The organism is Stenotrophomonas sp. 85239_Sma (genome assembly GCF_056481725.1).
The window spans coordinates 925,478-947,588 of the sequence record NZ_CM151163.1 but is presented as its reverse complement, the minus strand read 5'-3'; the positions used below and the strand labels follow the sequence as shown (position 1 = coordinate 947,588).

30 protein-coding genes and 6 tRNA genes are annotated in these 22,111 nt (G+C 64.6%); 20 read left to right on the top strand and 16 right to left on the bottom strand.

The window, feature by feature from the left end; all coding sequences use genetic code 11:
- Window position 1: 1 nt before the first annotated feature.
- The 5 genes from terL to ACYKG1_RS04340 are packed head-to-tail and all read left to right on the top strand — an operon-like array spanning window position 2 to window position 3,127.
- Window positions 2–1,666, top strand: coding sequence for a phage terminase large subunit (gene terL / locus ACYKG1_RS04360; protein WP_032961836.1), 1,665 nt, complete (start codon window positions 2–4; stop codon window positions 1,664–1,666).
- Between the two features lie 8 nt (window positions 1,667–1,674).
- On the top strand, window positions 1,675–1,866 hold the full coding sequence (locus ACYKG1_RS04355; protein ID WP_005412390.1) for an LPXTG cell wall anchor domain-containing protein: 192 nt from the start codon (window positions 1,675–1,677) through the stop codon (window positions 1,864–1,866).
- Window positions 1,863–2,360, top strand: coding sequence for a hypothetical protein (locus ACYKG1_RS04350; protein WP_065426719.1), 498 nt, complete (start codon window positions 1,863–1,865; stop codon window positions 2,358–2,360). Before ACYKG1_RS04355 ends, ACYKG1_RS04350 begins: the two co-directional genes overlap by 4 nt.
- 9 nt (window positions 2,361–2,369) lie before the next feature.
- Window positions 2,370–2,630, top strand: coding sequence for a hypothetical protein (locus ACYKG1_RS04345; RefSeq protein WP_478471930.1), 261 nt, complete (start codon window positions 2,370–2,372; stop codon window positions 2,628–2,630).
- Between the two features lie 44 nt (window positions 2,631–2,674).
- The gene (locus ACYKG1_RS04340; RefSeq protein WP_005412387.1) at window positions 2,675–3,127 is read left to right on the top strand and encodes a hypothetical protein; all 453 of its coding nucleotides are present in this window, start codon (window positions 2,675–2,677) and stop codon (window positions 3,125–3,127) included.
- 21 nt (window positions 3,128–3,148) lie between these two features.
- Here the strand turns inward: ACYKG1_RS04340 and ACYKG1_RS04335 are convergent, their stop codons facing one another.
- From ACYKG1_RS04335 to ACYKG1_RS04325, 3 genes are all read right to left on the bottom strand, one after another.
- A complete protein-coding gene (locus ACYKG1_RS04335) occupies window positions 3,149–3,535 on the bottom strand; it encodes a response regulator (protein WP_005409127.1) in 387 nt (128 codons plus the stop codon).
- Between the two features lie 103 nt (window positions 3,536–3,638).
- Window positions 3,639–3,971: a hypothetical protein gene (locus tag ACYKG1_RS04330; protein WP_478471929.1), complete on the bottom strand. Its 333-nt coding sequence runs from the start codon at window positions 3,969–3,971 to the stop codon at window positions 3,639–3,641.
- A gap of 215 nt (window positions 3,972–4,186) precedes the next feature.
- The gene (locus ACYKG1_RS04325; RefSeq protein WP_032961796.1) at window positions 4,187–4,516 is read right to left on the bottom strand and encodes a hypothetical protein; all 330 of its coding nucleotides are present in this window, start codon (window positions 4,514–4,516) and stop codon (window positions 4,187–4,189) included.
- A 1,075-nt stretch (window positions 4,517–5,591) separates the two neighbouring features.
- Here ACYKG1_RS04325 and ACYKG1_RS04320 point away from each other — a divergent pair.
- From ACYKG1_RS04320 to ACYKG1_RS04270, 11 genes are all read left to right on the top strand, one after another.
- Complete coding sequence (locus tag ACYKG1_RS04320) at window positions 5,592–5,753, top strand: hypothetical protein (RefSeq protein WP_154267699.1); 162 nt, start codon at window positions 5,592–5,594, stop codon at window positions 5,751–5,753.
- Window positions 5,754–5,821: 68 nt separating this feature from the next.
- A complete protein-coding gene (locus tag ACYKG1_RS04315) occupies window positions 5,822–5,992 on the top strand; it encodes a hypothetical protein (RefSeq protein ID WP_004154558.1) in 171 nt (56 codons plus the stop codon).
- 64 nt (window positions 5,993–6,056) lie between these two features.
- Window positions 6,057–6,656 carry a DNA polymerase III subunit beta family protein gene (locus tag ACYKG1_RS04310; RefSeq protein ID WP_005412385.1) on the top strand — a complete coding sequence of 200 codons (600 nt, stop codon included), beginning with the start codon at window positions 6,057–6,059 and terminating at the stop codon, window positions 6,654–6,656.
- A 52-nt stretch (window positions 6,657–6,708) separates the two neighbouring features.
- On the top strand, window positions 6,709–7,032 hold the full coding sequence (locus tag ACYKG1_RS04305; RefSeq protein WP_005412384.1) for a hypothetical protein: 324 nt from the start codon (window positions 6,709–6,711) through the stop codon (window positions 7,030–7,032).
- Window positions 7,032–7,472: a hypothetical protein gene (locus ACYKG1_RS04300; RefSeq protein ID WP_005412383.1), complete on the top strand. Its 441-nt coding sequence runs from the start codon at window positions 7,032–7,034 to the stop codon at window positions 7,470–7,472. The genes ACYKG1_RS04305 and ACYKG1_RS04300 overlap by 1 nt, the downstream gene beginning before the upstream one ends.
- On the top strand, window positions 7,469–7,651 hold the full coding sequence (locus ACYKG1_RS04295; RefSeq protein WP_032961794.1) for a hypothetical protein: 183 nt from the start codon (window positions 7,469–7,471) through the stop codon (window positions 7,649–7,651). The genes ACYKG1_RS04300 and ACYKG1_RS04295 overlap by 4 nt, the downstream gene beginning before the upstream one ends.
- Complete coding sequence (locus tag ACYKG1_RS04290) at window positions 7,648–7,908, top strand: hypothetical protein (protein WP_032961791.1); 261 nt, start codon at window positions 7,648–7,650, stop codon at window positions 7,906–7,908. The genes ACYKG1_RS04295 and ACYKG1_RS04290 overlap by 4 nt, the downstream gene beginning before the upstream one ends.
- A gap of 63 nt (window positions 7,909–7,971) precedes the next feature.
- Window positions 7,972–8,592 carry an antirestriction protein ArdA gene (locus ACYKG1_RS04285; RefSeq protein ID WP_032961789.1) on the top strand — a complete coding sequence of 207 codons (621 nt, stop codon included), beginning with the start codon at window positions 7,972–7,974 and terminating at the stop codon, window positions 8,590–8,592.
- A gap of 241 nt (window positions 8,593–8,833) precedes the next feature.
- The gene (locus ACYKG1_RS04280) at window positions 8,834–8,974 is read left to right on the top strand and encodes a hypothetical protein (protein WP_005412379.1); all 141 of its coding nucleotides are present in this window, start codon (window positions 8,834–8,836) and stop codon (window positions 8,972–8,974) included.
- A gap of 739 nt (window positions 8,975–9,713) precedes the next feature.
- Window positions 9,714–10,088, top strand: coding sequence for a helix-turn-helix domain-containing protein (locus ACYKG1_RS04275; RefSeq protein ID WP_005412378.1), 375 nt, complete (start codon window positions 9,714–9,716; stop codon window positions 10,086–10,088).
- Between the two features lie 66 nt (window positions 10,089–10,154).
- Window positions 10,155–11,399 (top strand): tyrosine-type recombinase/integrase, encoded by a 1,245-nt coding sequence (locus ACYKG1_RS04270; protein ID WP_049417433.1) that lies wholly within the window; start codon window positions 10,155–10,157, stop codon window positions 11,397–11,399.
- A 59-nt stretch (window positions 11,400–11,458) separates the two neighbouring features.
- Here ACYKG1_RS04270 and ACYKG1_RS04265 read toward each other — a convergent pair.
- The 7 genes from ACYKG1_RS04265 to ACYKG1_RS04235 form a co-directional block, all read right to left on the bottom strand.
- Window positions 11,459–11,545 (bottom strand) — tRNA-Leu (locus ACYKG1_RS04265).
- A 139-nt stretch (window positions 11,546–11,684) separates the two neighbouring features.
- Entirely contained in the window at window positions 11,685–12,053 is a 369-nt protein-coding gene (locus tag ACYKG1_RS04260; RefSeq protein ID WP_478471927.1) for a hypothetical protein, read from the bottom strand.
- 220 nt (window positions 12,054–12,273) lie between these two features.
- A tRNA-Lys gene (locus ACYKG1_RS04255) sits at window positions 12,274–12,349 on the bottom strand.
- A 196-nt stretch (window positions 12,350–12,545) separates the two neighbouring features.
- Window positions 12,546–12,621, bottom strand: a tRNA-Lys gene (locus tag ACYKG1_RS04250).
- A 79-nt stretch (window positions 12,622–12,700) separates the two neighbouring features.
- A tRNA-His gene (locus tag ACYKG1_RS04245) sits at window positions 12,701–12,777 on the bottom strand.
- 174 nt (window positions 12,778–12,951) lie between these two features.
- Window positions 12,952–13,028, bottom strand: a tRNA-Arg gene (locus tag ACYKG1_RS04240).
- A gap of 39 nt (window positions 13,029–13,067) precedes the next feature.
- Window positions 13,068–13,144: transfer RNA gene (locus ACYKG1_RS04235), tRNA-Pro, on the bottom strand.
- A 180-nt stretch (window positions 13,145–13,324) separates the two neighbouring features.
- Here ACYKG1_RS04235 and ACYKG1_RS04230 point away from each other — a divergent pair.
- Window positions 13,325–14,083, top strand: a complete 759-nt coding sequence (locus ACYKG1_RS04230; RefSeq protein WP_262083165.1) for a Bax inhibitor-1/YccA family protein — start codon at window positions 13,325–13,327, stop codon at window positions 14,081–14,083.
- A gap of 92 nt (window positions 14,084–14,175) precedes the next feature.
- Entirely contained in the window at window positions 14,176–14,796 is a 621-nt protein-coding gene (locus ACYKG1_RS04225) for a flavin reductase family protein (protein WP_262226259.1), read from the top strand.
- A gap of 11 nt (window positions 14,797–14,807) precedes the next feature.
- On the opposite strand, the gene ACYKG1_RS04220 is transcribed toward ACYKG1_RS04225, so the two are convergent.
- From ACYKG1_RS04220 to grxC, 6 genes are all read right to left on the bottom strand, one after another.
- Window positions 14,808–15,560: a sulfite exporter TauE/SafE family protein gene (locus tag ACYKG1_RS04220; RefSeq protein WP_100471432.1), complete on the bottom strand. Its 753-nt coding sequence runs from the start codon at window positions 15,558–15,560 to the stop codon at window positions 14,808–14,810.
- 25 nt (window positions 15,561–15,585) lie between these two features.
- Window positions 15,586–16,494: a LysR family transcriptional regulator gene (locus tag ACYKG1_RS04215; protein ID WP_478471924.1), complete on the bottom strand. Its 909-nt coding sequence runs from the start codon at window positions 16,492–16,494 to the stop codon at window positions 15,586–15,588.
- Between the two features lie 53 nt (window positions 16,495–16,547).
- A complete protein-coding gene (locus ACYKG1_RS04210; RefSeq protein WP_100471430.1) occupies window positions 16,548–17,291 on the bottom strand; it encodes a cysteine hydrolase family protein in 744 nt (247 codons plus the stop codon).
- Window positions 17,292–17,497: 206 nt separating this feature from the next.
- A complete protein-coding gene (locus tag ACYKG1_RS04205; protein ID WP_008265786.1) occupies window positions 17,498–18,502 on the bottom strand; it encodes an isocitrate dehydrogenase in 1,005 nt (334 codons plus the stop codon).
- 246 nt (window positions 18,503–18,748) lie between these two features.
- Window positions 18,749–19,141, bottom strand: a complete 393-nt coding sequence (locus ACYKG1_RS04200; protein ID WP_100471428.1) for a carboxymuconolactone decarboxylase family protein — start codon at window positions 19,139–19,141, stop codon at window positions 18,749–18,751.
- Entirely contained in the window at window positions 19,138–19,428 is a 291-nt protein-coding gene (gene grxC, locus ACYKG1_RS04195; protein WP_004154541.1) for a glutaredoxin 3, read from the bottom strand. The genes ACYKG1_RS04200 and grxC overlap by 4 nt, the downstream gene beginning before the upstream one ends.
- Window positions 19,429–19,570: 142 nt before the next feature.
- On the opposite strand from grxC, the gene ACYKG1_RS04190 reads away from it, so the two are divergent.
- Together ACYKG1_RS04190 and phoB are read left to right on the top strand one after the other, a co-directional pair.
- Window positions 19,571–21,217: a M48 family metalloprotease gene (locus ACYKG1_RS04190; RefSeq protein WP_478471922.1), complete on the top strand. Its 1,647-nt coding sequence runs from the start codon at window positions 19,571–19,573 to the stop codon at window positions 21,215–21,217.
- 116 nt (window positions 21,218–21,333) lie between these two features.
- Window positions 21,334–22,023 (top strand): phosphate regulon transcriptional regulator PhoB, encoded by a 690-nt coding sequence (gene phoB / locus ACYKG1_RS04185; protein ID WP_005408258.1) that lies wholly within the window; start codon window positions 21,334–21,336, stop codon window positions 22,021–22,023.
- Window positions 22,024–22,111 lie beyond the last annotated feature (88 nt).

The following is a 22,111-nucleotide window of genomic DNA, read 5'->3' as shown; positions in this document are numbered from 1 at the left end:
CATGACGAGCCTCCACGTTCGTCACCCTTTCGAGGACTTCCGCAACTTCGCCTGGTACGTCTGGAAGGAGCTGGGGCTACCAAGCCCCACTCCGATCCAGTACGACATCTGCGAGTTCCTGAAAACCGGCCCGCGCCGTCGCGTCATCATGGCGTACCGCGGCGTCGGCAAGTCCTGGGTGACGGCCGCCTACGTCTGCTGGCTCCTCTGGAAAGACCCCCAGCACAAGATCATGGTGGTCTCGGCATCGAAGGAACGCGCCGATGCGTTCTCGGTGTTCGTCAAGCGCCTGATCGAAACCCTGCCTGAGCTGCAACACCTGCGCCCGCGTCCCGACCAGCGCAACTCGAACCTGGCGTTCGATGTCGGTCCCGCGCAGCCCGATCAGTCGCCCTCGGTGAAGTCGGTCGGCATCAACGGCCAGCTCACCGGCTCCCGCGCCGACACCATCATCGCGGACGACATCGAAGTCCCAAAGAACTCCATGACCGTCGTGCAGCGCGAGAAGCTCGCCGAGCTGGTCAAGGAGTTCGACGCGGTGCTCAAGCCTGGCGGCGAGATCATCTACCTCGGCACTCCGCAGACCGAGGAGTCGCTCTACAACAAGCTGCCCGAGCGCGGCTACGTCATCCGCATCTGGCCTGCGCGCTACCCGAAGGACACCAAGCACCGTCAGGTGTACGGCGACCGCCTCGCGCCGATGATCGCCGATGCGTTCGACGCGAACCCCAAGCTCGCCTGGAAGAACTGCGAGAGCGTCCGCTTCTCCGATGAGGACTTGATGGAGCGCGAGGCGTCCTACGGACGCTCCGGCTTCATGCTCCAGTTCATGCTCGATGCGTCGCTGTCCGACGCCGAGAAGTACCCGCTCAAGCTGTCCGACCTGATCGTGATGGACGTGGACCGCGAGGTCGCTCCGATCCGCGTGGTCTACAGCAGCGGCCCGGAGTACATCGTCAGCGACATCCCGTCCGTGGGCTTCACTGGCGACCGCCTGTACCGGCCCATGTACCTCGCCTCGGAAATGGAGGAGTTCACCGGCAAGGTACTCGCCATCGACCCCTCGGGCCGAGGTGGCGACGAAACCGGCTACGCGGTCGTCGGCATGCTTCGCGGCATGCTCTACGCGCGCCGCGCTGGTGCGACCAAGGGCGGCTACGACGACGACACGCTGGAGACCCTGGCGCACATCGCGCGCGCCGAGAAGGTCTCCGCAGTCCTCATTGAGGCGAACTTCGGTGACGGCATGTTCGCCAAGATGCTCTCCGGCGTCCTGGCGCGCGTGTACCCGTGCTCCATCGAGGAGGTGAAGCACTACGGCACCTCGAAGGAGAACCGAATCATCGACGTGCTGGAGCCGGTGCTGAACCAGCACCGCCTGGTGGTCGATGCCTCGATCATCCGCGCCGATCAGAAGTCCGAACAGAAGTACCAGCTGTGCTACCAGCTGACGCGCATCACGCGCGACCGCGGCGCACTGCGCCACGACGACCGCCTCGAAGCGCTGGCGATGGCCGTGAAGTATTGGGCCGACCAGCTCTCCCGAGACGTGTCCAAGGAGGAGCAGCGCTACCTGGAGGAGCTGCTCGACCGCGAGTACGCCTCCTTCATCCAGTCCGTGACCGGCCGCATGCCGTCACCCGACAACTACCTCGACATCCTGTAGGAGACCCAATGTCCAACACGCTCGCTGCGTGGCTGATGGCGCTCGCCGCCGCTGGCCTGCTGTACCTGTTCCTGCGCCGCAAGAACGACGACGACAACGACGGCCCGAGCGCACCCGCGCCGGTAACGCCGTGCGACTGCAACCACGCTCCCTGCTGCCACACCCAGGGCGGCCAGTCGAACCCCTACGCGCCGGTATGACCGACGCAAAGCTGCCGAGCCTCGTGGAGGTCAGGGACAACCTGATCCCCGCGGCGGCCCGGCTGCTCCCCGGCGTGGCCTTCACTCCCGAAGCGAAGGTCATGCTGCTCGCCATTGGTCTCCAGGAATCTCGCTTCGAGCACCGCAGGCAGATCAAAGGCCCCGCACGCGGCTTCTGGCAGTTCGAGGCGGGCGGCGGCACCGCAGGTGTACTCCGTCACCCGGCGACCTCCGCACGCGCCTCACAGCTCGTCTCCGCGCGTCTGGAGCGTCCCTCGACCGCTGCGGTCAACGAGGCGCTCGCCTCCGACGACGTGCTCGCCTGTGCGTTCGCTCGCCTGCTGCTGTTCACCGATCCGCGTCCGCTGCCCGCCCTGGGTAACCCCCAGGCCGCATGGGACTACTACGTCCGCAACTGGCGGCCGGGCAAGCCGCACCGTGACACCTGGGACGCGCTCTACGCGAAGGCCCTGGCAACCATCCGCAACACCTAACCGGAACCCATGAACTTCAAGACCATCTACAACCGCGCCAGCGAGCGCCTGGTGCGCGCCTACGAGCGCGCTAAGGGGTACGTAGCGCTACGCATTGCCCTCGCCTCGCAGTGGCTCCTGGAGCGCCTGCGCGAGACCTCCCGTCGCACCTACACCGGCTGGCTGTTCGTCGTCGTGTTCCTGGCGCTGCCCTACGTCGTCCTCGGCGGCCTGTGGGAGCACCTGCGGAATGCCGCGGAGCGCCTGTGGGATGACGTGAACGACATCTAGTGGGCTGCGTTCACCCCGAGCTACTGGCGGGAGCACATCAAGCAGTGACCACGCTGGCCTTTGACGGCCGGCTCGTTGCTATCGACTCGCAGGTCACCGCTGGTGATCTGCGGTACGAGGAGGAGAAGTTCTACCGCACCACCGACACCACCGGGCGCGACCTGGTGGTGTTCGGCGCGGGCACCACTTCCCACATCCAGCGAGCCGTGCGCGAGCTGTCGGAGGGATTCGACGAACTGACCAAGGGCGAGTACACGATCCTCGTGGTCGGCCTGCGGGACAACCCGGTGGCCTTCTACCACGACGGTCTCCCTCTCGACCTCCGGCGCGACTTCCTCGTCGCCGGTAGTGGTGGTGCGATTGCCCTGGCCGCCATGAAGGCAGGCCACAACGCGACCGAAGCAGTCCTCATGGCCTGCTCGACGGACCTCTACAGCGGTCCTCCGGTGCAGACCTACGACACGGTTACAAAGCGTTTCCTAAAACGCCGGACCTGAACTACTGGCGCATGGACGCGCCTAAACAGGAATGCCGATTTGGCGAGTCCTATCAAGGGCGCTCATGAGTTCTTTGATGCGGTACGGCTTCGGGAGAAAGGTCGCCCACTGGTGAGCGTCAGGGAGCTGCGGGTTCGGCACCCCGGACGCGAACATGTAGGGAATTCGGTGCGACAGCAGGTAATCGGCGACGGACATTGATGCTCCGTCCTGCGTCTGGATGTCTAAGATCGCCGCGTGAAATGCTTTCGCCTCTATGCGGTCGAATGCATCGGCAGCGGAGGCGACCACATCGACCTCGTAACCCTGCATCGCCAGGATTTCCTTCAACATCCCTGAGAGGTCAGGATCATCTTCCATGACCAACAACGAGCCGAGCCGACCCTGGCTGTATGCATCCGTAGCCATCGCGCGTTCTCCCACGCCTACGTTCCCCAAACGGTTCGTACCGTACACGACGGCCAGTTAAAAGACAGGAAACGACTCTACCTGAAAGTGAACAGTTCAGCTATCACGCCAATTCTTCATCCTTGAACCACCACATTACAGCCAAGACGACAAACCAAACGATCAGCGGGACGCCAATCGTGAATTCCACGAGTAGGCCTCTCATGTGCTCGTGCTGCGCGGCCTCAGTCAGTGCAGAATCCAGAATTGGCACCGCATCGGCCACCACGCTGTACGAGGTCGTGTCATCGTTTATGAGCTCGCGGGTACGTTCGACCAGCTCCCGTGCTGCTCGAAGCTTCGCGTGCTGATATGCGGCGGGCACTCCAGCACAGACCAGCGAGAGGACAGTGACCAGCGCCGCCAAGCGAATGAGGAGGGTATTGAGCGATGCCATAGATGCTCGTTGTAATGTCTATGCCAACCGCTAAGTTTATTCGACCACGGAGCACTGGGAGGGCTTGACAAGGGTGCTATCATAGTAAGACCTAAGTATTACTCTAGCAGGACTATAGAGTTCTATTCATTGGTATTCACCATCAAGTAGAGCTACAGTTCTCCTATGCACTCCTGGGGTGTTCCTCTGTCCTCCTTGGGTGCCACTGCGGCGGACTAGACCTCCGTCCCATCCTTGATGACCCATAGCACCACGCCCGCACCAATCCAAGCGAGCGCCGGGATGCCCAAAGCGAGCTGGAGAAACAGGTTGCGGGAATTGCGGTTGCTGATGAGGTCATTCGTCGCGGCGTCAAACGTCCGCACCGCCTCATCAACCAACACCTGCGGCGAGGCGTCGTTCTCGATGATCTGCTCGTTCCAGGAACGCAACTCCTCAGCGCTCCTTACGCCGGTCTGAAAGTACGCGGCAGGGAGTCCTGCGAGCACTAAGGCCAGGACGGTGATCGCGGTAGCGGTTCTTATCGTGTATCGGCGGGCGTACATAACGTCTCCTCGAAGTGACAGAGGTGGTCGAAAGGTTTGCGGCAAATTTCCGAAGGAGTATCCAACTACTTGGAACGGCGCGATCACCCCCCGTAGGGGGTCGCCCCCTGTAGCGTAAGGCACGATGCGCCCCCTTCGCGTCACCTGCGGCGTCACCACCTCGGCTAACCTACTGATTCCAAAGGTGAACCACCGGATTAGGTATCCAGTGCCTAGGCAATCCCATGCGATACCTGGGCAACCTGCGGACATCCGCGCTCAAACGTTCGCGCCCCTGTCTGTCCCTATCTGTCTTTTTGCCCTGACCGCCACGCGCCCACCTCGGCACCACCTCGGCACACCTGCCGACCACCTCGGCACACCCTGCCCGGCCTATGCCCACCTGCCGCCCACCACGGCCAGCCAATGCGCCACCACGGCCCACGCAAGGCCCGCCACGGGCACCCCTACCGCCCCGCCTATAGAAGCTCCCCACGCGCGCGCTAGGCGCTCCCTGCGACCATCCAAAATCGTTGCCATCGGGGTATTGACAGCCATGCGGGGATTGATCTAATCTATACCCGTCGCCAGCAACACGGCGGCAGCGGAAAAGGCGGCGACAGACGTGCGACCGATGGATCGACAGCACCTAGAGCTTATCCCGCCAGCACTGAGGACTAGCCCCAAAGGCCCCTAAGCGCACCGCAGGTAACGTCCGGCTCAACCATCCCCCTACCGGGAGTGATTGACAAACCGGGAGCAAAAGGGCATAATGCCCACCATCGAACAACGGCCGCAGGGTGCGGTCGGGACAGTAGGAAAGGGGCAGGCAGGAGCGCCGCCCACGGCAGAACGCGGGGAGCTGGGAACACTAGCCGCGCCGGGAAGTGTAAGGGCCGATGAAGGCCGCCACGGATACCGGGTCACCGCCAGAAAGAGCGGGGCCATCTGTACGGGATTCCTAGGCGAGCTGGAGGCGCTCCCGGAAGCTGGCGACGGTCAGATTCCATGCCTTACGAGCATGAGTCTGACCGCCAAAGCGCCCCTACCGTTGTGATGGGGCGTTTTGGTGGTCCGATTCACTGGAGAGCAACCCATGACGATGATCCCGTTTGATATGACCGCCCGCGACTACTACGTGGCCGGTTGCATCCGCCGCGGCATCCGCGAGCACCGCGCCCGACTCAACGAGCGGGAGCGCCAGGCACACAAGAACCGCACCCAAGTTGCGCCTTGTCCATCCCCCGTTGTCATCTGATCCCCTTTCGTCAACCCGGTTTTCCACACCCCGCCGACGTGTGACGGCGGGTCTTTTTTGGAGCTACCATGAGCACCAATGGACCACTGGAGGACTTGCAAGTGCGCAAGCTCACCGCTGAGATTCGCAAGATCAACCGCGAGAGCGACAAGCTGATGATGGAGACCCGGTGGTATCCGCTGGTGGTCGCCACGGCCTTTGTGGCTGGCATCGTCACGCTGACCAAGCTGTTCCTCTAACAGCGCCCTACCCCAATCCCCCGAAGCCGCCGCAAGGCGGCTTTTTTGTTGCCCGGAGAAAGCTATGAACAAAATTCCTTCCGCCCTGATCGCCGCCGCTCTGCATGTGGCCCCCAAGAATGACGTTCGCTTCTACTTGAATGGCGTGCTGATTGAGTCGCACGCCGATGGTGCGATCATCGTTGCTACAGACGGCCACCGCATGCTTGTGGTGCGTACCAGCCTGCCGTGGGACATTGGCAAGATCATCGTGCCGCGCAATGCGTGCGAGCTGGTCGCCAAGATGAAGGGCGATGTCTATTTCAGCGCCGTGGGCGATGCCAGCCGGTTCAAGGCGGAGCGCGGAGGCCAGGCCATTGAGTTTGCTGCCGTTGATGGAACCTACCCGGACTGGCGTGCTGCGGTGTCCAAGCCGAACGAACTCAAGCTGTCCGGATTCGCGCCTGCCGTCCTCGAAGGCGTAGTGAAGGCGGCCGGTGTAATTTGCAAGGCATTCGGCGGCAAGGCCACTTCACTGATTCCGGTGACTGGCGGCGACGTGGCGGCCATGTTCGGTATTGGCGGCATCACCGATCCGAGCATCAGGTGCGCGTCTTTGATCGTCATGCCAATGCGCGACTCGTCATACCCGGAAGCCCTGTGCAGCGACGCGCTCCGCGCTTAACCCGAACCCATCAGCCGCCGCAAGGCGGCTTTTTTGTTGCCCGGAGAAAGCCATGAACCTCGACAACTACGCCCCCGAGAGCGCGAAGCGCATAGCCGTGGCGCTGGTGGATGCCGCCCTCGCCGCTGGTTACTCGCTCGGCGTCTACGACGGCGAAGAAACCACGGTGCGGCACAGCCGCGACCGGCAAGAAGTGTTGGAGGCCCTCGCCTCTACCGACCACGATCACCTGCGGTTCTACCGCCCGGACGCAACAAAGGCGGGGTTTGTGCTCCTGATTTGGGAGAACGGGGACGACGCCGCGAGCGACTGGAGCGACAACGACGAGACCAACGCGCTGGTGATGCCGGTGCTGCGCGGGCTGGGGGTGCTGTGATGGAACTGCGCACCTACGGAACCCGCAACGTGTTCCTGGCACAGCCGGGGCGCTATCACGAACAACTGGCGGCGACCGCGATGACGCCGCAGCAAGCCGAGGAGTTCGCCACCGTGGTCAACCGCGCAATCAGGGATACCGACTTCGACCCCATCGACCTCGCGCAGCTGGCGAGCGGGTGGACGTGGCCCGAGCCGATGAGCACCGCGCCGCTGGGCATTGAGGACTCCGAATTTCTTGTCGAGGTGGCGCGCATGCTGCACCGCCTCTGGCAGGAGGTCGGCGAGCAGTGGAGCGGCGTTTGGGCCTACGACATCGCCGACCCGCTGGGCGGGTGGCTGTCGAGGAACGGCATCAACCACGAGACCGCCGATGGCGTGGCCCGCGCCGAGCAGCAGGCCCGCGCATGGATCGCCGAGGGCATGGGAGCCGCGCGATGAGCTACCGCGAGGAGGACATCTTGTTCGAGACCGAAAAGGCATGGGTGCTGCGCAAGGGGCCGAACCATTTTGAGGTCTACAAAATCGGCCTCACCCACTCGACACGCCACGGCATTTTTCACAACATCCCCGGCGCACTGGATCGCGCCATCGAACACGCAAAGGGCCTGTCGCAATGAGCAATGACAACGAGCTGGCTGTACCTGCCGGTGACAAGCTGGTCACCCTGGGCGACCGATCGGTCTCCTACGGTCCCCGCCAAGAGTTCGACGGGAGCGTCGAGCCTTGCGCACCGATGGCCGCGCAGTTTTGGGGCGTCTACCGCTGGGCCGGTAAGGACCGCTGGTGGTGGATTGCCGACGTGGCCGACGAGGACACCGCCCGCGCAGTGGCCGCCGCCTACCTGCTGAACGTCAAGCCCGATTGGGCGCACTGACCGATAACCACCCCTGATCCCGAGGCCCGCCTAGTGCGGGCCTTCGCATTTCTGGAGCACACCATGCAAATCTACGTTGCCTGCCTTGCCTCATATAACGCTGGCGTCCTGCACGGCGAGTGGATCGACTTGGAGGGACGCGACGCCGACGACGTGCGCGATGAGATTGCCCGCATCCTGCGCGAGTCGCCGCACCCGAACGTGACCGTTGATTGCCCGGATTGCGGCGGTACTGGAACCACATACGTCCCCCGAGTATTCGGCGGGGCGGAATGCACGGCGTGTGGCGGAAGCGGCAAGGTCGCCAGCGCCGAGGAGTGGGCCGTCCACGACTACGACGACGTGTTCGGGGATACCTGGGGCGAGCACCCCGACCTGGACAAGCTGTGCGCATTGCAAGAGCGGCTGGACGAGTTGCACAACGACACCGAACGCGCTGCCTACACGGCCTTCTGCGACCACGAGGGCCTCGACGATGTGACCGTGGAGCAGTTCCACGAAGCCTACGTGGGCCAGTTCGATAGCTGGGCCGACTTTGCCGAGAACTATGTGGACGAATCGGGGCTTCTCCACGGCGTGCCCGACGCCCTCTCCCGCTACTTCGACTACGAGAGCTATGGCCGCGACATTCGGCTCAACGGTGACGCGTTTGAGGTGAGCGGCTTCTACTTCTGGAGCCGCTAACGCCGCTTCCGCAAGACCCTGCGCCAATACAGGTATGTGCGATGCGCCGGCACCGAGCTAGTCCACACCCATACGACTAGGTGAAGGGCCGTAATGGCGACTTCTACGCGGGGGTCAATCATCGAACGGTCCTTGGGGTCGGGAGTGGCGATCACGCCCTTCAGCCCTAATCATAAGGCCAATCTCGATATTTGGCACTCATTGTTCCATTTGTAGCACTTGCATAACAGGAGACTTACATATGCGTAACGCAGATTTCACCGCAAACTCGACCCTGGTGATCGTCAACGTGGCCCTCCGCGTCCACCAGTTCGGCCCGTTCTTGGTATTCGAGCGGGAGGTTTTGGTCCTGCATGAACGGACCTACGAGGTGCCCGAATGATTCGGACCATCAATTTCGACCATAACGAGAAGCGCGGCGCTCTCCGCGCGATGCTCGGCCTACTCAACGAGCGCGTCCAGTTCTCGGTCGTCCCCGAGGACTGTGGCTGGCGGGTGTCGTATCCGGTCCCACCCGCGGCCCCAACGGAGACCCCGCGGCCATGACTTCACTGCACCAGTCGGGATCAATCTCTCCCGTGGTACTTGATTCCTACGGACGCGCCATCATTGTGGCCTGTAGTCTGCCCGACGGCAGCGTCATGCTGTCGGGCTGCGCATCCGCAGACGACCAGGGGGGCGTTCTCAGTCTATGAGTACGGTGAGACGGACAATAGCCAGCGCGGTAGTCCGCGTAGGGCAAGGACTGTTTTTTGCATCCGTGGTCGGGGCCATTGTGACCCTGGCGGCGATGCTGGCACTACCGTTCTTAAAACACTGAAACGTAAGACCTTTTTGTGGAGCGCAGCCGGGGGTGGCGGCGCATTACAACGCCGTGAGCAGGGGACAGGACGGCCCCTTCGCAGGGCAGAAGTACCTGGACCTGTTCGTGAAAGCCTTTGGATATGAGATCGGAATCGACCCCTCCCCCACGCCTTGGCAGCGTGGTTTCTGGATGGACAAAATTGGCAAGAATGCCATCAACATTGGCTTGGGCCTTGTAATCCTTACATTGCGGCTCCAAGATAGACCCTGATGGTTTCCCAAGGGGGAACCATCCCCTTACGGAAAATGAGCGCACCATGAATCTCTCGCAGAAAGAACTGACGGCCATTCTCACAACCGCACTGTCAGCCTTCCGGGAAGAGATCGACGAGGACATCACCGCCACCCGCATCCTCACCCTACTCGCCGTTGTGGACGAGCCGGGCATTCAGCAGGTGGACCTTGAGCGCGTCCTCGGCGGACTCTCTCCCTCCGCAGTGAGCCGCAATGTGCTCGACCTGTCGTCTATCAAGCGTAACCGCGAGCCGGGGCCTGACTTCCTAGAGCAGCGCCCTGATCCCGCCTACCGCAAGCGCAACCTGATCTTCCCGACGACCAAGGCGCTGCACTGGCTGGCTTCGCTCGCAGAACGTGTCAACCGCAAGGTGACGGCGCGCGTCGCAGCCGCCTAACCCCCAACACCCCGTTGTGCCCCGAGGCCCGCCTAGTGCGGGCCTTTTTCATTTCTGGAGATACACATGGCCCTTCGCCTCAAAGGGACCGCGCCCAAGCCGGGTGCGCCCGATAAGCGCTACTACATGCTCGACGTGCAGGAGGGATACCGGCGCGTGCGCTTGTCCACCGGCACCCGCGACCGCGTGGCAGCCGAGCGCAAGGAGCAGGCGGTCCTCGACGCCCTGCGCGACGACCCCGAGATTGCAGAGGACGCGCTGCGGGAGCTGATTCGGGGCAAGTCCCGGTCGGTGCAGATGGCCGTGGCGAAGGCCAAGGTCCGCCAGCGCACCCTCAAGGACGCGATGGACGACGCGCTGGACGACCGCAACTTTTGGGGCAAGCTCCGGTCCATCGACACCGTGCGTACCAACTGCAAGGTGGTCCAGAGCTACCTGGGCGAGGAAACGCCCATCAACGACATCACGCAGGCCGCGGTCAACGACATGGCGCAGCGCATGCTCGCCGACAAGGCGGCTCCCGCCACCGTGAACCGCAAGATGCAGTGCCTCCTTGCCCTACTGAAACGCGAGAGGAAGGCCGGCCGGTTCTTGGGAGAGCTGCCCGAGTACAGCTTGGCCGACGAGAGGGACAACGCACGCACGTTCGTCCTGAACGTTGAGGACGAGGAATTGATCCTGGCGCGGCTGCTGGAGTGGGACACGCTCCCGAACGGCCCTGCCGGAGGGCACCCACGGGTGCGCGACGGGGCGGACTACCGCGACCTGTTCGTGTGCCTCGCCGACCTGGGCTGCCGCATGAGCCAGGCCATCGGCATCCGGTGGTCCGAAGTAGTCGATCAGGGCGGAAGGCTCCACGTCCGCTTCTGGCGGCACGCTACGCTCAAGAAGGGGCGTCCCCGCACCCTACCCTGCACCGCCCGTGTCGCCGAGGTTCTACAGCGGCGCAAGGACGCCCTGGCGGCCACATCGGACGGCCCCTTCACGATGCTCAATCGCACGCGCGCCGACCGGCTGTGGCAATGGGCCATCAAGGGGACACATCTCGCTTCCGAGAAGGAGTGCGTACCGCATGCGCTCCGCCATACGTGCGCCACTCGGCTGCTGCTGGCGACCGGCAACATCAAGCTCGTGCAGGAGTGGCTCGGACACCGCGACATCCAGACCACCTCAGCGGTCTACGCGAAGGTACTGGCCGAGCAATCGCTCCAAGGCATGTCTGCACTGGAGCAGTTCCGCCTCCCAGCCGCCTCGAACGGAACAGGTGACGTTCCGAGACAGGGATCAATTGCCAAAGCGGGAATCCAATAGGACAACTGACCGTCGCCAGCTTATTTTTCAATCACTTAGGCAATCTGTGCTCGGCCAGATGGTGCGAAAGGCGGGACTCGAACCCGCACGAGGTCACCCTCACTGGAACCTAAATCCAGGGCGTCTACCAATTCCGCCACTTTCGCGTGACCGGCACAGGCGCTCATTGTCGCAGGCGGCGACTGGAATCGGAAGGCCTGCACAAAGCTGAATCCACCGCACTCCGCGCCATTGCTGCATCGCAGCCGCCCCGGCGGGTGCGCGACCCGCCGGGAGGGCTGCAGCTTACCGCTGCGGCACGGCGCGGGCCGGCGCCATGCCTGTGCCAGACTCAACGGCTGCATCCACCTTCCGGACTTCCACGCCCCCATCGTCGGTACGACGCAGGGCCACCGACTCCGGCGCAGCCTTGCGCACATCCATCGAATCGTCCGCATTGCGCTGCACCTCGACCGCGTCGGGCAGGACCTCCCCCTCCGCGGGCTGGGCCGGCTGCATCTGCAGGGCGTCACCGACCGGGCGCGCCGGAATGCTCTCCGCGCCCGCATCGCGCTCGACGGTCTGCGCGGGATCATTGCCCGGCGCGCAGGCCGCCAGTGCCATCAAGGCGAAGGGAACCCACAGCGTGCGGTGCAATCGAGTGATCTCAGCCATCAACATCTTCCTTCGTGCATGCGCCATCGGCGCGGAAGATTCATTGGGTGCGATGCAGGAGGCGATGCGGTGAGAAGCAGTGCACAGCATTGAAAACAACGATGGCGCATATGCCCCTGATTTCAGCATCGCTTCAGTAGTTCCACGCCATGCGTGGATGAAGCACAACCCAGCGTACAGGCAAGAAAAAAGCCACTTGGCGAACCAAGTGGCTTTCGTCTGGTGGGCTGTCAAGGATTCGAACCTTGGACCTATTGATTAAGAGTCAACTGCTCTACCAACTGAGCTAACAGCCCGAAATCGGGGCGCGAATTATGACCCGATCCGCTCGGTGGGTGCAAGCACTTTCTTCAACATCGTTGAAACCAGCACTGCGATCCCGCTGCGTTGCGGATCCACGCCACGCGGGGTTCTGCAACGTGTGGCCCGTCGAAACGAAAGGGTCACACCTATAAGAAAAAAGCCACCTGGCGTACCAGGTGGCTTCTGTCTTGGTGGGCCGTCAAGGATTCGAACCTTGGACCTATTGATTAAGAGTCAACTGCTCTACCAACTGAGCTAACGGCCCGTGAAACTCAGACGCACATTGTAGCGTGCTTTCTGTTTATTGCAATACCGTTTCGGCAGCGCCGATGCGGTTCAATCAGTGGGGTGGCTGAGGGGATTCGAACCCCCGACCACCGGAATCACAATCCGGTACTCTAACCAACTGAGCTACAGCCACCACTGAAACTTTCGTTCACCCGCCGATGCCACTGGCGGTGGAACCTCAAATCTTTGCCTGGAGACTGTCACCGAAGTTCCGGTCCGCCGAAGCGAGTCCGATATTCTGGTGGAGTCCTTACGCTTTTGCAAGCACTTCTTCACATCCGCCGATACGATCCCGCTGTCTCGCCGATGGCGCGCCCGACAGGAATCGAACCTGTAACCGCCGGCTTAGAAGGCCGGTGCTCTATCCAGTTGAGCTACGGGCGCCCGAACCGGAACGGTGTCCAATCCGACGTGACGTGGGATTGGTCGGGGTAGAGGGATTCGAACCCCCGACATCCTGCTCCCAAAGCAGGCGCGCTACCAGACTGCGCTATACCCCGGTCCTGCAATCCCCTCGGGTCAGGCCCGCGGAGTCGTTCATTGTCGCCAAGCACATCGCGAACTGTCAACGCAGGCGGTGCCGACCCGAAGTCTGCCACAGCGCCGTGCGTGGTCATCAGCTATGCTCGCCGTCATCGGCCGGATGGCCGTCCCGACCCTCATTCGCACGGAGAATACGCATGCGCAGCGGCAACCCGGCTCTTTCCGAGTCGACCTTCCTCGACCTCGCCAGCGGCTCGGTGGTGACCAGCCCCGACCAGGTGATGACCCTCAACGGCACCGCCAACAAGACCGGCATCCTGCTGTTGTTGGCCGTGCTGACCGCGGCGTTCGCCTGGAGCCAGTCGGTCGACGAGTACGGCCAGATTTCCGGCAGCGCAAGCCTGTACGCCATCGGTGGCGCGATCGGCGGCCTGGTGCTGGCGCTGATCACCATCTTCAAGAAGGAATGGTCGCCGGTCACCGCGCCGATGTACGCGCTGGTCGAAGGCCTGTTCCTGGGCGCCGTGTCCGCACTGTTCAACATGAAGTACCCGGGCATCGTGTTCCAGGCGGTGCTGCTGACTTTCGGTACCCTGGCCGCACTGCTGTTCGCATACCGCAGCGGCGTGATCAAGGCCACCGAGAACTTCAAGATGGGCGTGGTCGCCGCCACCGGCGGCATTGCCCTGCTCTACCTGGCTTCGTTCGTGCTGGGCTTCTTCAACATCAATGTGCCGGTGATCCACGACTCCAGCTGGCTGGGCATCGCCTTCAGCCTGTTCGTGGTGGTGGTGGCCGCGCTGAACCTGGTGCTGGACTTCGACTTCATCGAAACCGGCGTAGCCCAGCGCGCACCGAAGTACATGGAGTGGTATGGCGCATTCGGCCTGATGGTGACCTTGGTCTGGCTGTACGTGGAATTCCTGCGCCTGCTGTCGAAGATCCAGCAGCGCTGAATCCAGCCGCGCCGAGAACGACAAGCCGCGACCCGCAAGGGTCGCGGTTTTTTTTGGAGTCGAGCACGCTCGACACTACTGAACCCCGCCCCATGCCCGACACCTTCCACAGCTACCGCCCGGCAGAGGGCCACCGACTGCCGTATGATCCGTTCAACGCCATCATCGGCCCGCGCCCGATCGGCTGGATCTCCAGCCACGATGCAGACGGCACGTTGAACCTGGCGCCGTACAGCTTCTTCAACGCCTTCAACTACACCCCGCCGATCATCGGCTTCTCCAGCCAGGGCCGCAAAGATTCGCTGCGCAACATCCAAGCGACCGGCGAGTTCGTCTGGAACCTGGCCACGTTCGACCTGGCCGAGGCCATGAACGAAAGCTGCCGCGCGGTCGCCCCGGACGTCGACGAGTTCGCCCTCGCCGGCCTGACTCCGCTGGCATCCACCCAGGTCGCGCCACCACGTGTTGCACAGAGCCCGGTGAGCATGGAATGCCGCTGCACCCAGATCGTGCGCCTGCGCGACGCCGCCGGCCAGGACACCAACGGCTGGCTGGTGCTGGGCGAGGTGGTCGCGGTGCATATCGATGCCCGATTGCTGGTCGAAGGCGTCTACGACACTGCGGCGGCGGCCCCGATCCTGCGCGGCGGCGGGCCCGCCGACTACTTCCGCATCGGCGCCGAACAGCGCTTCCGCATGTTTCGTCCGGCCTGACGCTCAACCGGTTACGGGCGCGCCAGCAGCAACGGGAGCGACGACGCCAGCAATGCGATGCCCGACGCGGTCAACAGGCTCAGCACGACCTGCCGGAACCGCGGCTCGCTGATGCCGATGTAGACACGCGCCCCCAACAGGGTCGGCACCAGCATGGCCGGTGCCACGATGGCGAAGTACGGCAGCATCTGCCGGCTCACCAGTCCGCTGCCGACATAGGTGGCCATGGTCACTGCCAGCATCGCCAGATTGAAGTTCTGGATGACCGCGCGCTGCTCGTCCTTGCCGAAGCCACGCAGCGTGCTCCACAGCGTCGGCACCGGTCCGGCGAAACCGCCGATGCCGCTGAGCACGCCACCGGCCATGCCGGCGATCGCGTCACCGATACGACCACCCACGCGGATCGGCGGCAATGAGCGCGCCATCAGCATCACCGGGCACCACAGCGCCAGGAAGCCGCCCAGCAGCGCCTTGAACCAGTCCATGTCCAGCTGCGGCAACACCCTCACGCCCAACGGAATGCCCGCCAGCCCACCCAGCACGAACGGCAGCAGCAGGCGCAGATTGAATCCACGCCGCACGGTGAACACTGCCACCAGCTGACCCACCAGCGCGCCGAACACCGACAGCGTAGCGGCCAGTCGCGGCTCCAGCCCCCATGCCCAGAACGACATCGCCACCATGCCGAAAGCGAAACCGGACAGGCCCTGCACGAATCCGGCGACGATCGCCCCGAGCGCGACCAGCAGATACACCGACTCCATCACCACCTCGGTTGCAGCCGCGCGGCTACCTTGCCGCGCTCACCTGTGCAGCGTAGTGCGCCGCGAGATGCTCGACCAGCGCACGTACCTTGGGCGCCAGCGCGCGTGCATGCGGATATAGCGCGAAGTAGCGTCGTTGGCCGGCATGCCAGGCCGGCAGCACGCGGATCAAACGGCCGGCGCGCAGATCCTCCTGCACGGTCAGCGCGGTGAACAGGCTGATGCCCATGCCGGCCAGCGCGGCGGCGTACAGTGCGGGCGTGGCATCCACGCGCAGGCGCTGCCCGGCTTCGACGCTCGCGGTTGCGCCGCGCGGCCCCTGCAACTGCCAGGGCGGCATTGACGGCGTGGGACTGAAACCCAGCAGCGTGTGCTGTGCCAGGTCCGCTGCCTGCCGCGGCAGACCGTGGCGCGCCAGGTAGGCCGGTGCGGCGACCAGGATGCGCGGGCAGCTGGCCAGTTCGCGCGCGACCAGCTGGCTGTCCGGCAATGAAGCCGCAATGCGCAGGGCCAGGTCGAAACCACCGCCCACTACATCGACCAGCTGATCATCTGCCGACAGGTCCAGCGTGACCTGCGGGTAACGCTGCAGGAACGACGGCAGCCAGTGCGGCAGCTCCTGGCTGGCCACCACCTGCGGCACGCTGATCCGCACGCTGCCACTGGGCTGCGCCTGCCCGGCACGGGCACGGTCGTCGGCTTCCTGCAGGCGATCCAGCAGCGTCGCCGCCTCACGGTAGTAATCGCGCCCGGCCTCGGTCAACGACAGCCGACGGCTGTTGCGATCGAGCAGGCGCACCTGCAGGTGTTCTTCCAACTGCCGCAGTTGCCGCGACATCGCCGAGTGGGTGGTCCCCAGGCGTTCGGCGGCCGCAGTAAAGCTGCCGGCGTCGACGATGGCGCGCAGCGCACGCAGGGCGGCGAAGTGATCCATCGGCGGGCAGCTCCATGTGGCGGGGCCCGCGGCATGCGGACCCCGCCAGCTTATCAAGCGCCGTCGCCGGCCTGGCGCACCGGCAGCGCCAGGATTGCGTCAGTACTCATGACATCACCGAAGGTGTCCTCGATCTGGGCCAGAGAGGCCTCATGCAGCGCACGATGGCCGATGCGCTGGCCGCCGGCCAGATCCAGGTCGCGGCTGGCGCTCGCATCGGACGAAACGATCACCCGGTAGCCGCGCGGCGCCGCTGCCGCGTCGCGCGCGGCACCCGCCACGCAGGCATGGGTCTGCAGGCCGGTGACGATCAGGGTGTCGATGCCGGCGTTCTTCAGCACCTGGTCGAGTACTGCGGCGGACGCACCGGCGAACACGCTGACATTGTCCTTCTGCACCACGGTCTCGCCCTGCCGTGGCTGCAGGTCTCGATGGAACGCGGCATTGATGCTGCCCTGCGCGAACAGCGGCGCGCCGGCCGGCAACACGTGCTGCACATGGATCACGCGGATGCCATGGGCGTCGGCAAATTCGACCACCCGCTTGGCCTGGCGCAGCGCGGCCACGCCATCGGGGATGACCATGCGGCCACCGGCAAAGCCTGGTGCGGCCTTGGCATCGAAATACTCATTCTGGAAGTCGATCACCAGCACGGCGGTCTTCGCCGCATCCAGCGAGGTCGCCACCGGCGCGCCGGCCATGTGGCGGATGGTCGGATGGGCCGGTTCGACAGCGCTGACGGGGGTAACGGTGGCCATGCCGATCAGGCTGGCCAGGCCAAAGGCGGTGAGGTTCATGTTCAGGCTCCTGTGCGTTGGGAAGTGGGCACAGGATGCGGAGCGAATGGCGCACGAACCAGCCGTATATCAGCACATGATCTGTGCGAATTATGCACAGACCGGCGGTGTCGAGGCGAGCCATGCTCGACGCTGCAAGAGCGGGAAAACGCAACGGGGCGCCCGAAGGCGCCCCGCTGTGGATCCAACCAGGGTCGGTCGGCCGCTTACAGGCGGCTGGCGATGGCCTGGGCAAAGCTCATGGTGGTGCCGGTGCCGCCCAGGTCGCCGGTCAGCGAGTCCTTGGCTTCCATGGTGGCGACGATGGCCTTGCGCAGGCGCTCGGCGTTTTCCGGCTGGCCGACATGGTCCAGCATCTGCGCGGCTGCCAGCAGCAGCGCGCACGGATTGGCCTTGCCCTGGCCGGCGATGTCCGGCGCGGTGCCGTGCACGGCTTCGAAAATCGCTGCGTCCTTGCCGATGTTGGCGCCCGGGGCCAGGCCCAGGCCGCCGACCAGACCCGCGCACAGGTCGGAGATGATGTCACCGAACAGGTTGGTGGTGACGATCACGTCGAACTGTTCCGGACGCATCACCAGCTGCATGCAGCAGTTGTCGACGATCATTTCCTGGAACTCGATCTCCGGGTACTGCGCGGCCACTTCACGGGCGACGTTCAGGAACAGGCCCGAGGTCGACTTGATGATGTTGGCCTTGTGCACGGCGGTGACCTTCTTGCGGCCGGTGCTCCTGGCCAGCTCGAAGGCGTAGCGCACGATGCGCTCGGAGCCCTTGCGGGTGATGCGGGTGCCGGAGAAGGCGGTTTCGCCGTCCGCCGACACTTCCTGGCCTTCGGCCAGGTAGGCACCTTCGGTGTTCTCACGAACGGTGATCAGGTCGACGTTGTCGAAACGCGACTTGGTGTTCGGGAAGGTGTGGGCCGGACGCACGTTGGCGTACAGGTCGAAGTGACGGCGCAGGCTGACGTTGATCGAGGTGAAGCCACCACCGACCGGGGTGGTCAGCGGGCTCTTCAGCGCGACCTTGTTGCGCGCGATCGATTCCAGGGTCACCGCCGGCATCAGGTCGCCGTGCTTTTCCAGGGCCACCAGGCCGGCGTCGGCGTCTTCGTACTCCAGGCCAGTCTTGAGCTGGTCGAGCACGAACAGGGTGGCGTCCATGATTTCCGGGCCAATGCCGTCGCCGCGGATGACCGTAATTTTCTGCGTCATTGATCGATGTTCCGAACAGGGGGAAAAACGCCGTCCGGACGTGCCCGGAAACGCCGGCGCAAAGGAAGTTTCACCGGCAATTATGCCTTACCCGGCTCGGAGACCCCAAATAGGCAATTAGTCCGAGCCGGGTAAGGCAGAATTGCCCGCGCATCCCACCTTATCCCCGCGCCTGTCGGCGCGCCCCCTTGAACAACAAGGGGGCTCCCCGGGCTGTTGGATCGCGGGAACGGGCCCGGCGCTACCTCAATGCGCGTGCGCTTCCGGGGCGGCGGCGCCGCCTTCGAGCTGGTCGAGGAAGTCGACCGCGCGGCGCAGGTGCGGGATCACGATCGAACCGCCAACCACCAGGCCGACCGAGAAGGTCTCGAAGAACTCCTCGCGGGTCACCCCGGCGTCCTTGCACTGGGCCACGTGGTAGCTGATGCAGTCGTCGCAGCGCAGCACCATCGAGGCCACCAGCCCCAGCAGTTCCTTGGTCTTCACGTCCAGCGCGCCGGCCTGGTAGGTCTGCGTATCCAGCGCGAAGAAGCGGCGAACCACCTGGTTCGGTTCGCCCAGGATGCGCTCGTTCATGCGCTTGCGGAACTCGGTGAACTCGGCGATGCGGTCCTTGCTGCCGTCGTCGGCCGTGCTCATGCCTGGCCCTGCCCGGCCAGCAGCGGCTCGAGCTTGCCTTCACGGTGCAGGGCCATCATGTCGTCGTAGCCGCCGACATGGACGTCGCCGACGAAGATCTGCGGCACGCTGGTGCGGCGGGTCAGCGCCATCATCTTCTCGCGCTCGGCCGGGTCCAGGTCGATGCGGACCTCGGTCCACTGCTGGCCCTTGCTCTTCAGGAAGTTCTTGGCGGCCACGCAGTACGGGCAGACGGCGGTGGAATAGATGGTGATGGCGGGGGCACCGCCGGCGGTCTGGGCTGTCACGGGAAACTCCACGATGGATCGACGGTCTACATATGGTACCGGTGCGCTGGAATTTCCACGCCACGGCCGCAACACTGTGGATTAACGAATGGTTGCCCCCTGCCCTGCCACGCTTGGCGCGCCCCGCCCGAGGACCTTCTGCTTGCGAGCCCTGCTGCTGACTACCGCCGTCACCCTTGCCCTGGCCATGCCGCTGGCCCGGGCCCAGGAGAAGCTGCCCGACATCGGCTCCTCGGCCGGTGAGCTGCTGACCCCGGCCCGGCAGGCCGAGTACGGCGCGATGATGCTGCGCGAGCTGCGCAACTACGGCTACCTGCTGGAGGATCCGCTGGTCAATGACTGGCTGCAGACCATGGGCACCCGGCTCGGCTCCAACAGTGACCAGCCACGGCAGCCGTACACCTTCTTCGTGATGAACGACCGCCAGATCAACGCCTTCGCCACGCTGGGCGGCTACATCGGGGTCAATGCCGGCCTGGTGCTGACCGCCGAGCGCGAGGATGAGGTCGCTGCAGTGTTGTCCCACGAAATCGCCCACGTCACCCAGCAGCATGTGCTGCGCGGTGTCGAGCGCGCCCAGCGTGACCAGATCCCGATCCTGCTGGGCATGCTCGCGGCGGTGGTTGCCGCCCAGGCCAGCAACAGCACGTCGTCCGGCAACGCGACGATGGCTGCGATCAGCTCCGGCATGGGCCTGATGCAGCAACGGCAGATCAACTACACCCGCTCCAACGAGTCCGAGGCCGACCGCCTCGGCATCCGCACCTTGTCGCGCAGCGGCTACGACGTGGATGCCATGGCCGGCTTCTTCGAACGCATGTCGGCGGCGATGCGCGGCAACGAGGGCGGCTACAGCGTGCCGGAGTTCCTGCGCACCCACCCGGTCAACATCACCCGCATCAGCGAGGCCAAGGCCCGCGCCGAGCAGATGAAGAAGGATACGGTGCTGCTGACCACCAGCACCCCCACTGGTGAGCGCAAGGAGCGGGTGGACCCGGCCGATCCCAGCCTGGGCGAGCCGCTGCTGCGCGGCAACAACCCGCTGCTGCCCAGCAGTGTGCTGCGCCTCCCGATCGGCCAGCTCAACCGTGGCGCCAGCGGCGACTTCGACTGGGCGCGTGAGCGCCTGCGCGTGCTCAGCGCGGATTCCACCCCCGAGCTGGAACGCGAGTATGCCGACCTGGCCAAGCGGCAGAAGGACGGTCTGAACGACGCACAGCGCTATGGCCAGGCACTGGCGGTGATGCGCGGTGGTCGTGCCGGTGCCGGCCAGGCCCGGCAGACCCTGGCCAGCCTGCTGCAGACCCATCCTGGCAACCTGTGGCTGGCGCTGGGCCTGGGCGAAGCGGAGTCGCGGGCAGGCCAGGCCGCCCAGGCCAACAGCCGCTTCGAGCAGCTGCTGCGTGAACACCCCAACAGCCGCCCGGTGGCACTGACCTATGCCGAGATCCTGAACGAACAGGGCAACCGCGAGGCCGGCCAGCGCGCGCAGGCAATGCTGCGCCCGCTGTTGTCGCAAAGCGGTAACGATCCGGTCTTCCAGCAGCGCTTTGCCCGCGCCAGCGAGCTGGCCGGCGACAGCGTGCGTGCGAGCGAGGCCTATGCCGAGGCGGCCTTCCTCAGTGGGCGGCCGGAACAGGCGCTGATGCAGCTGCAGGCGCTCAAGCGCAACCCGGCGCTGGATTACATCGGCCGGGCGCGGGTCGACGCCCGCATCGAATCGATCACCCCGACCGTGCTGGAGCTGCGCCGCCAGGGCGTGCAGGACCCGGACCTGGACCGCCGCTGAGCGCTGCATGACCGGCCGATGGCAATCCAGGCCGGTTCCGGCCGGGTAGTCACAAACATGTCATCAAACCGTAGTCTACTGGCACCACTCCAGTAACCGAGCCCTACGGTGTCCTCGTGCAGAAACGCATCCTGATCGTCGATGACGAGCCCGCGATCCGTGAAATGGTCGCCTTCGCCCTTCGCAAGGGTGATTACGAACCGGTCCACGCCGGCGATGCCCGGGAGGCCCAGACCGCGATCGCCGACCGCGTTCCGGACCTGATCCTGCTGGACTGGATGCTGCCCGGCACCAGCGGCCTGGACCTGGCCCGCCGCTGGCGCAAGGAAACGCTGACCCGCGAAGTGCCGATCATCATGCTGACCGCCCGTGGCGAAGAGAACGACCGTGTTGGAGGCCTTGAAGCAGGCGTCGACGACTATGTGGTCAAGCCGTTCTCGGCGCGCGAACTGCTGGCCCGCATCCGTGCAGTCATGCGCCGTGCCCGCGAGGATGACGAGGATGGCAGCGTGGCGGTCGGCCCGATCCGCATCGACGGCGCTGCCCACCGCGTGTTTGCCAACGACCAGCCGGTGCCGATCGGCCCGACCGAATACCGCCTGCTGCACTTCTTCATGACCCACCCGGAGCGCGTCTATACCCGCGCCCAGCTGCTGGACCATGTGTGGGGCGGCAGCGTGTACGTGGAGGAGCGCACCATCGACGTGCATATCCGCCGCCTGCGCAAGACGCTGGAACCGTTCAACGCCGAGAACATGGTGCAGACCGTGCGCGGCGCCGGCTACCGCTTCTCCACGGCCACCTGAGTCTCGTCGTGCCGGCGCCGCGCACCTGCGGGTGCCGGTGCCGGCAACTCTGCTATAACCCTCGGTTCACCCCAGTGAACCGCCGCAC

Excerpts from the sequence above, each read along its gene's own strand:
- ACYKG1_RS04295 (WP_032961794.1), top strand. The coding sequence starts at position 7,469 with ATGAGCTACCGCGAGGAGGACATCTTGTTCGAGACCGAAAAGGCATGG.
- ACYKG1_RS04330 (WP_478471929.1), bottom strand. The coding sequence starts at position 3,971 with ATGGCATCGCTCAATACCCTCCTCATTCGCTTGGCGGCGCTGGTCACT.
- ACYKG1_RS04270 (WP_049417433.1), top strand. The coding sequence starts at position 10,155 with ATGGCCCTTCGCCTCAAAGGGACCGCGCCCAAGCCGGGTGCGCCCGAT.
- ACYKG1_RS04280 (WP_005412379.1), top strand. The coding sequence starts at position 8,834 with ATGCGTAACGCAGATTTCACCGCAAACTCGACCCTGGTGATCGTCAAC.
- ACYKG1_RS04310 (WP_005412385.1), top strand. The coding sequence starts at position 6,057 with ATGAACAAAATTCCTTCCGCCCTGATCGCCGCCGCTCTGCATGTGGCC.
- ACYKG1_RS04220 (WP_100471432.1), bottom strand. The coding sequence starts at position 15,560 with ATGGAGTCGGTGTATCTGCTGGTCGCGCTCGGGGCGATCGTCGCCGGA.
- ACYKG1_RS04210 (WP_100471430.1), bottom strand. The coding sequence starts at position 17,291 with ATGAACCTCACCGCCTTTGGCCTGGCCAGCCTGATCGGCATGGCCACC.
- terL (WP_032961836.1), top strand. The coding sequence starts at position 2 with ATGACGAGCCTCCACGTTCGTCACCCTTTCGAGGACTTCCGCAACTTC.
- ACYKG1_RS04320 (WP_154267699.1), top strand. The coding sequence starts at position 5,592 with ATGACGATGATCCCGTTTGATATGACCGCCCGCGACTACTACGTGGCC.
- ACYKG1_RS04315 (WP_004154558.1), top strand. The coding sequence starts at position 5,822 with ATGAGCACCAATGGACCACTGGAGGACTTGCAAGTGCGCAAGCTCACC.
- ACYKG1_RS04275 (WP_005412378.1), top strand. The coding sequence starts at position 9,714 with ATGAATCTCTCGCAGAAAGAACTGACGGCCATTCTCACAACCGCACTG.
- ACYKG1_RS04215 (WP_478471924.1), bottom strand. The coding sequence starts at position 16,494 with ATGGATCACTTCGCCGCCCTGCGTGCGCTGCGCGCCATCGTCGACGCC.
- ACYKG1_RS04260 (WP_478471927.1), bottom strand. The coding sequence starts at position 12,053 with ATGGCTGAGATCACTCGATTGCACCGCACGCTGTGGGTTCCCTTCGCC.
- ACYKG1_RS04200 (WP_100471428.1), bottom strand. The coding sequence starts at position 19,141 with ATGAGCACGGCCGACGACGGCAGCAAGGACCGCATCGCCGAGTTCACC.
- ACYKG1_RS04205 (WP_008265786.1), bottom strand. The coding sequence starts at position 18,502 with ATGACGCAGAAAATTACGGTCATCCGCGGCGACGGCATTGGCCCGGAA.
- ACYKG1_RS04305 (WP_005412384.1), top strand. The coding sequence starts at position 6,709 with ATGAACCTCGACAACTACGCCCCCGAGAGCGCGAAGCGCATAGCCGTG.
- ACYKG1_RS04325 (WP_032961796.1), bottom strand. The coding sequence starts at position 4,516 with ATGTACGCCCGCCGATACACGATAAGAACCGCTACCGCGATCACCGTC.
- ACYKG1_RS04345 (WP_478471930.1), top strand. The coding sequence starts at position 2,370 with ATGAACTTCAAGACCATCTACAACCGCGCCAGCGAGCGCCTGGTGCGC.
- ACYKG1_RS04350 (WP_065426719.1), top strand. The coding sequence starts at position 1,863 with ATGACCGACGCAAAGCTGCCGAGCCTCGTGGAGGTCAGGGACAACCTG.
- ACYKG1_RS04230 (WP_262083165.1), top strand. The coding sequence starts at position 13,325 with ATGCGCAGCGGCAACCCGGCTCTTTCCGAGTCGACCTTCCTCGACCTC.
- ACYKG1_RS04225 (WP_262226259.1), top strand. The coding sequence starts at position 14,176 with ATGCCCGACACCTTCCACAGCTACCGCCCGGCAGAGGGCCACCGACTG.
- ACYKG1_RS04355 (WP_005412390.1), top strand. The coding sequence starts at position 1,675 with ATGTCCAACACGCTCGCTGCGTGGCTGATGGCGCTCGCCGCCGCTGGC.
- ACYKG1_RS04290 (WP_032961791.1), top strand. The coding sequence starts at position 7,648 with ATGAGCAATGACAACGAGCTGGCTGTACCTGCCGGTGACAAGCTGGTC.
- ACYKG1_RS04285 (WP_032961789.1), top strand. The coding sequence starts at position 7,972 with ATGCAAATCTACGTTGCCTGCCTTGCCTCATATAACGCTGGCGTCCTG.
- ACYKG1_RS04335 (WP_005409127.1), bottom strand. The coding sequence starts at position 3,535 with ATGGCTACGGATGCATACAGCCAGGGTCGGCTCGGCTCGTTGTTGGTC.
- ACYKG1_RS04300 (WP_005412383.1), top strand. The coding sequence starts at position 7,032 with ATGGAACTGCGCACCTACGGAACCCGCAACGTGTTCCTGGCACAGCCG.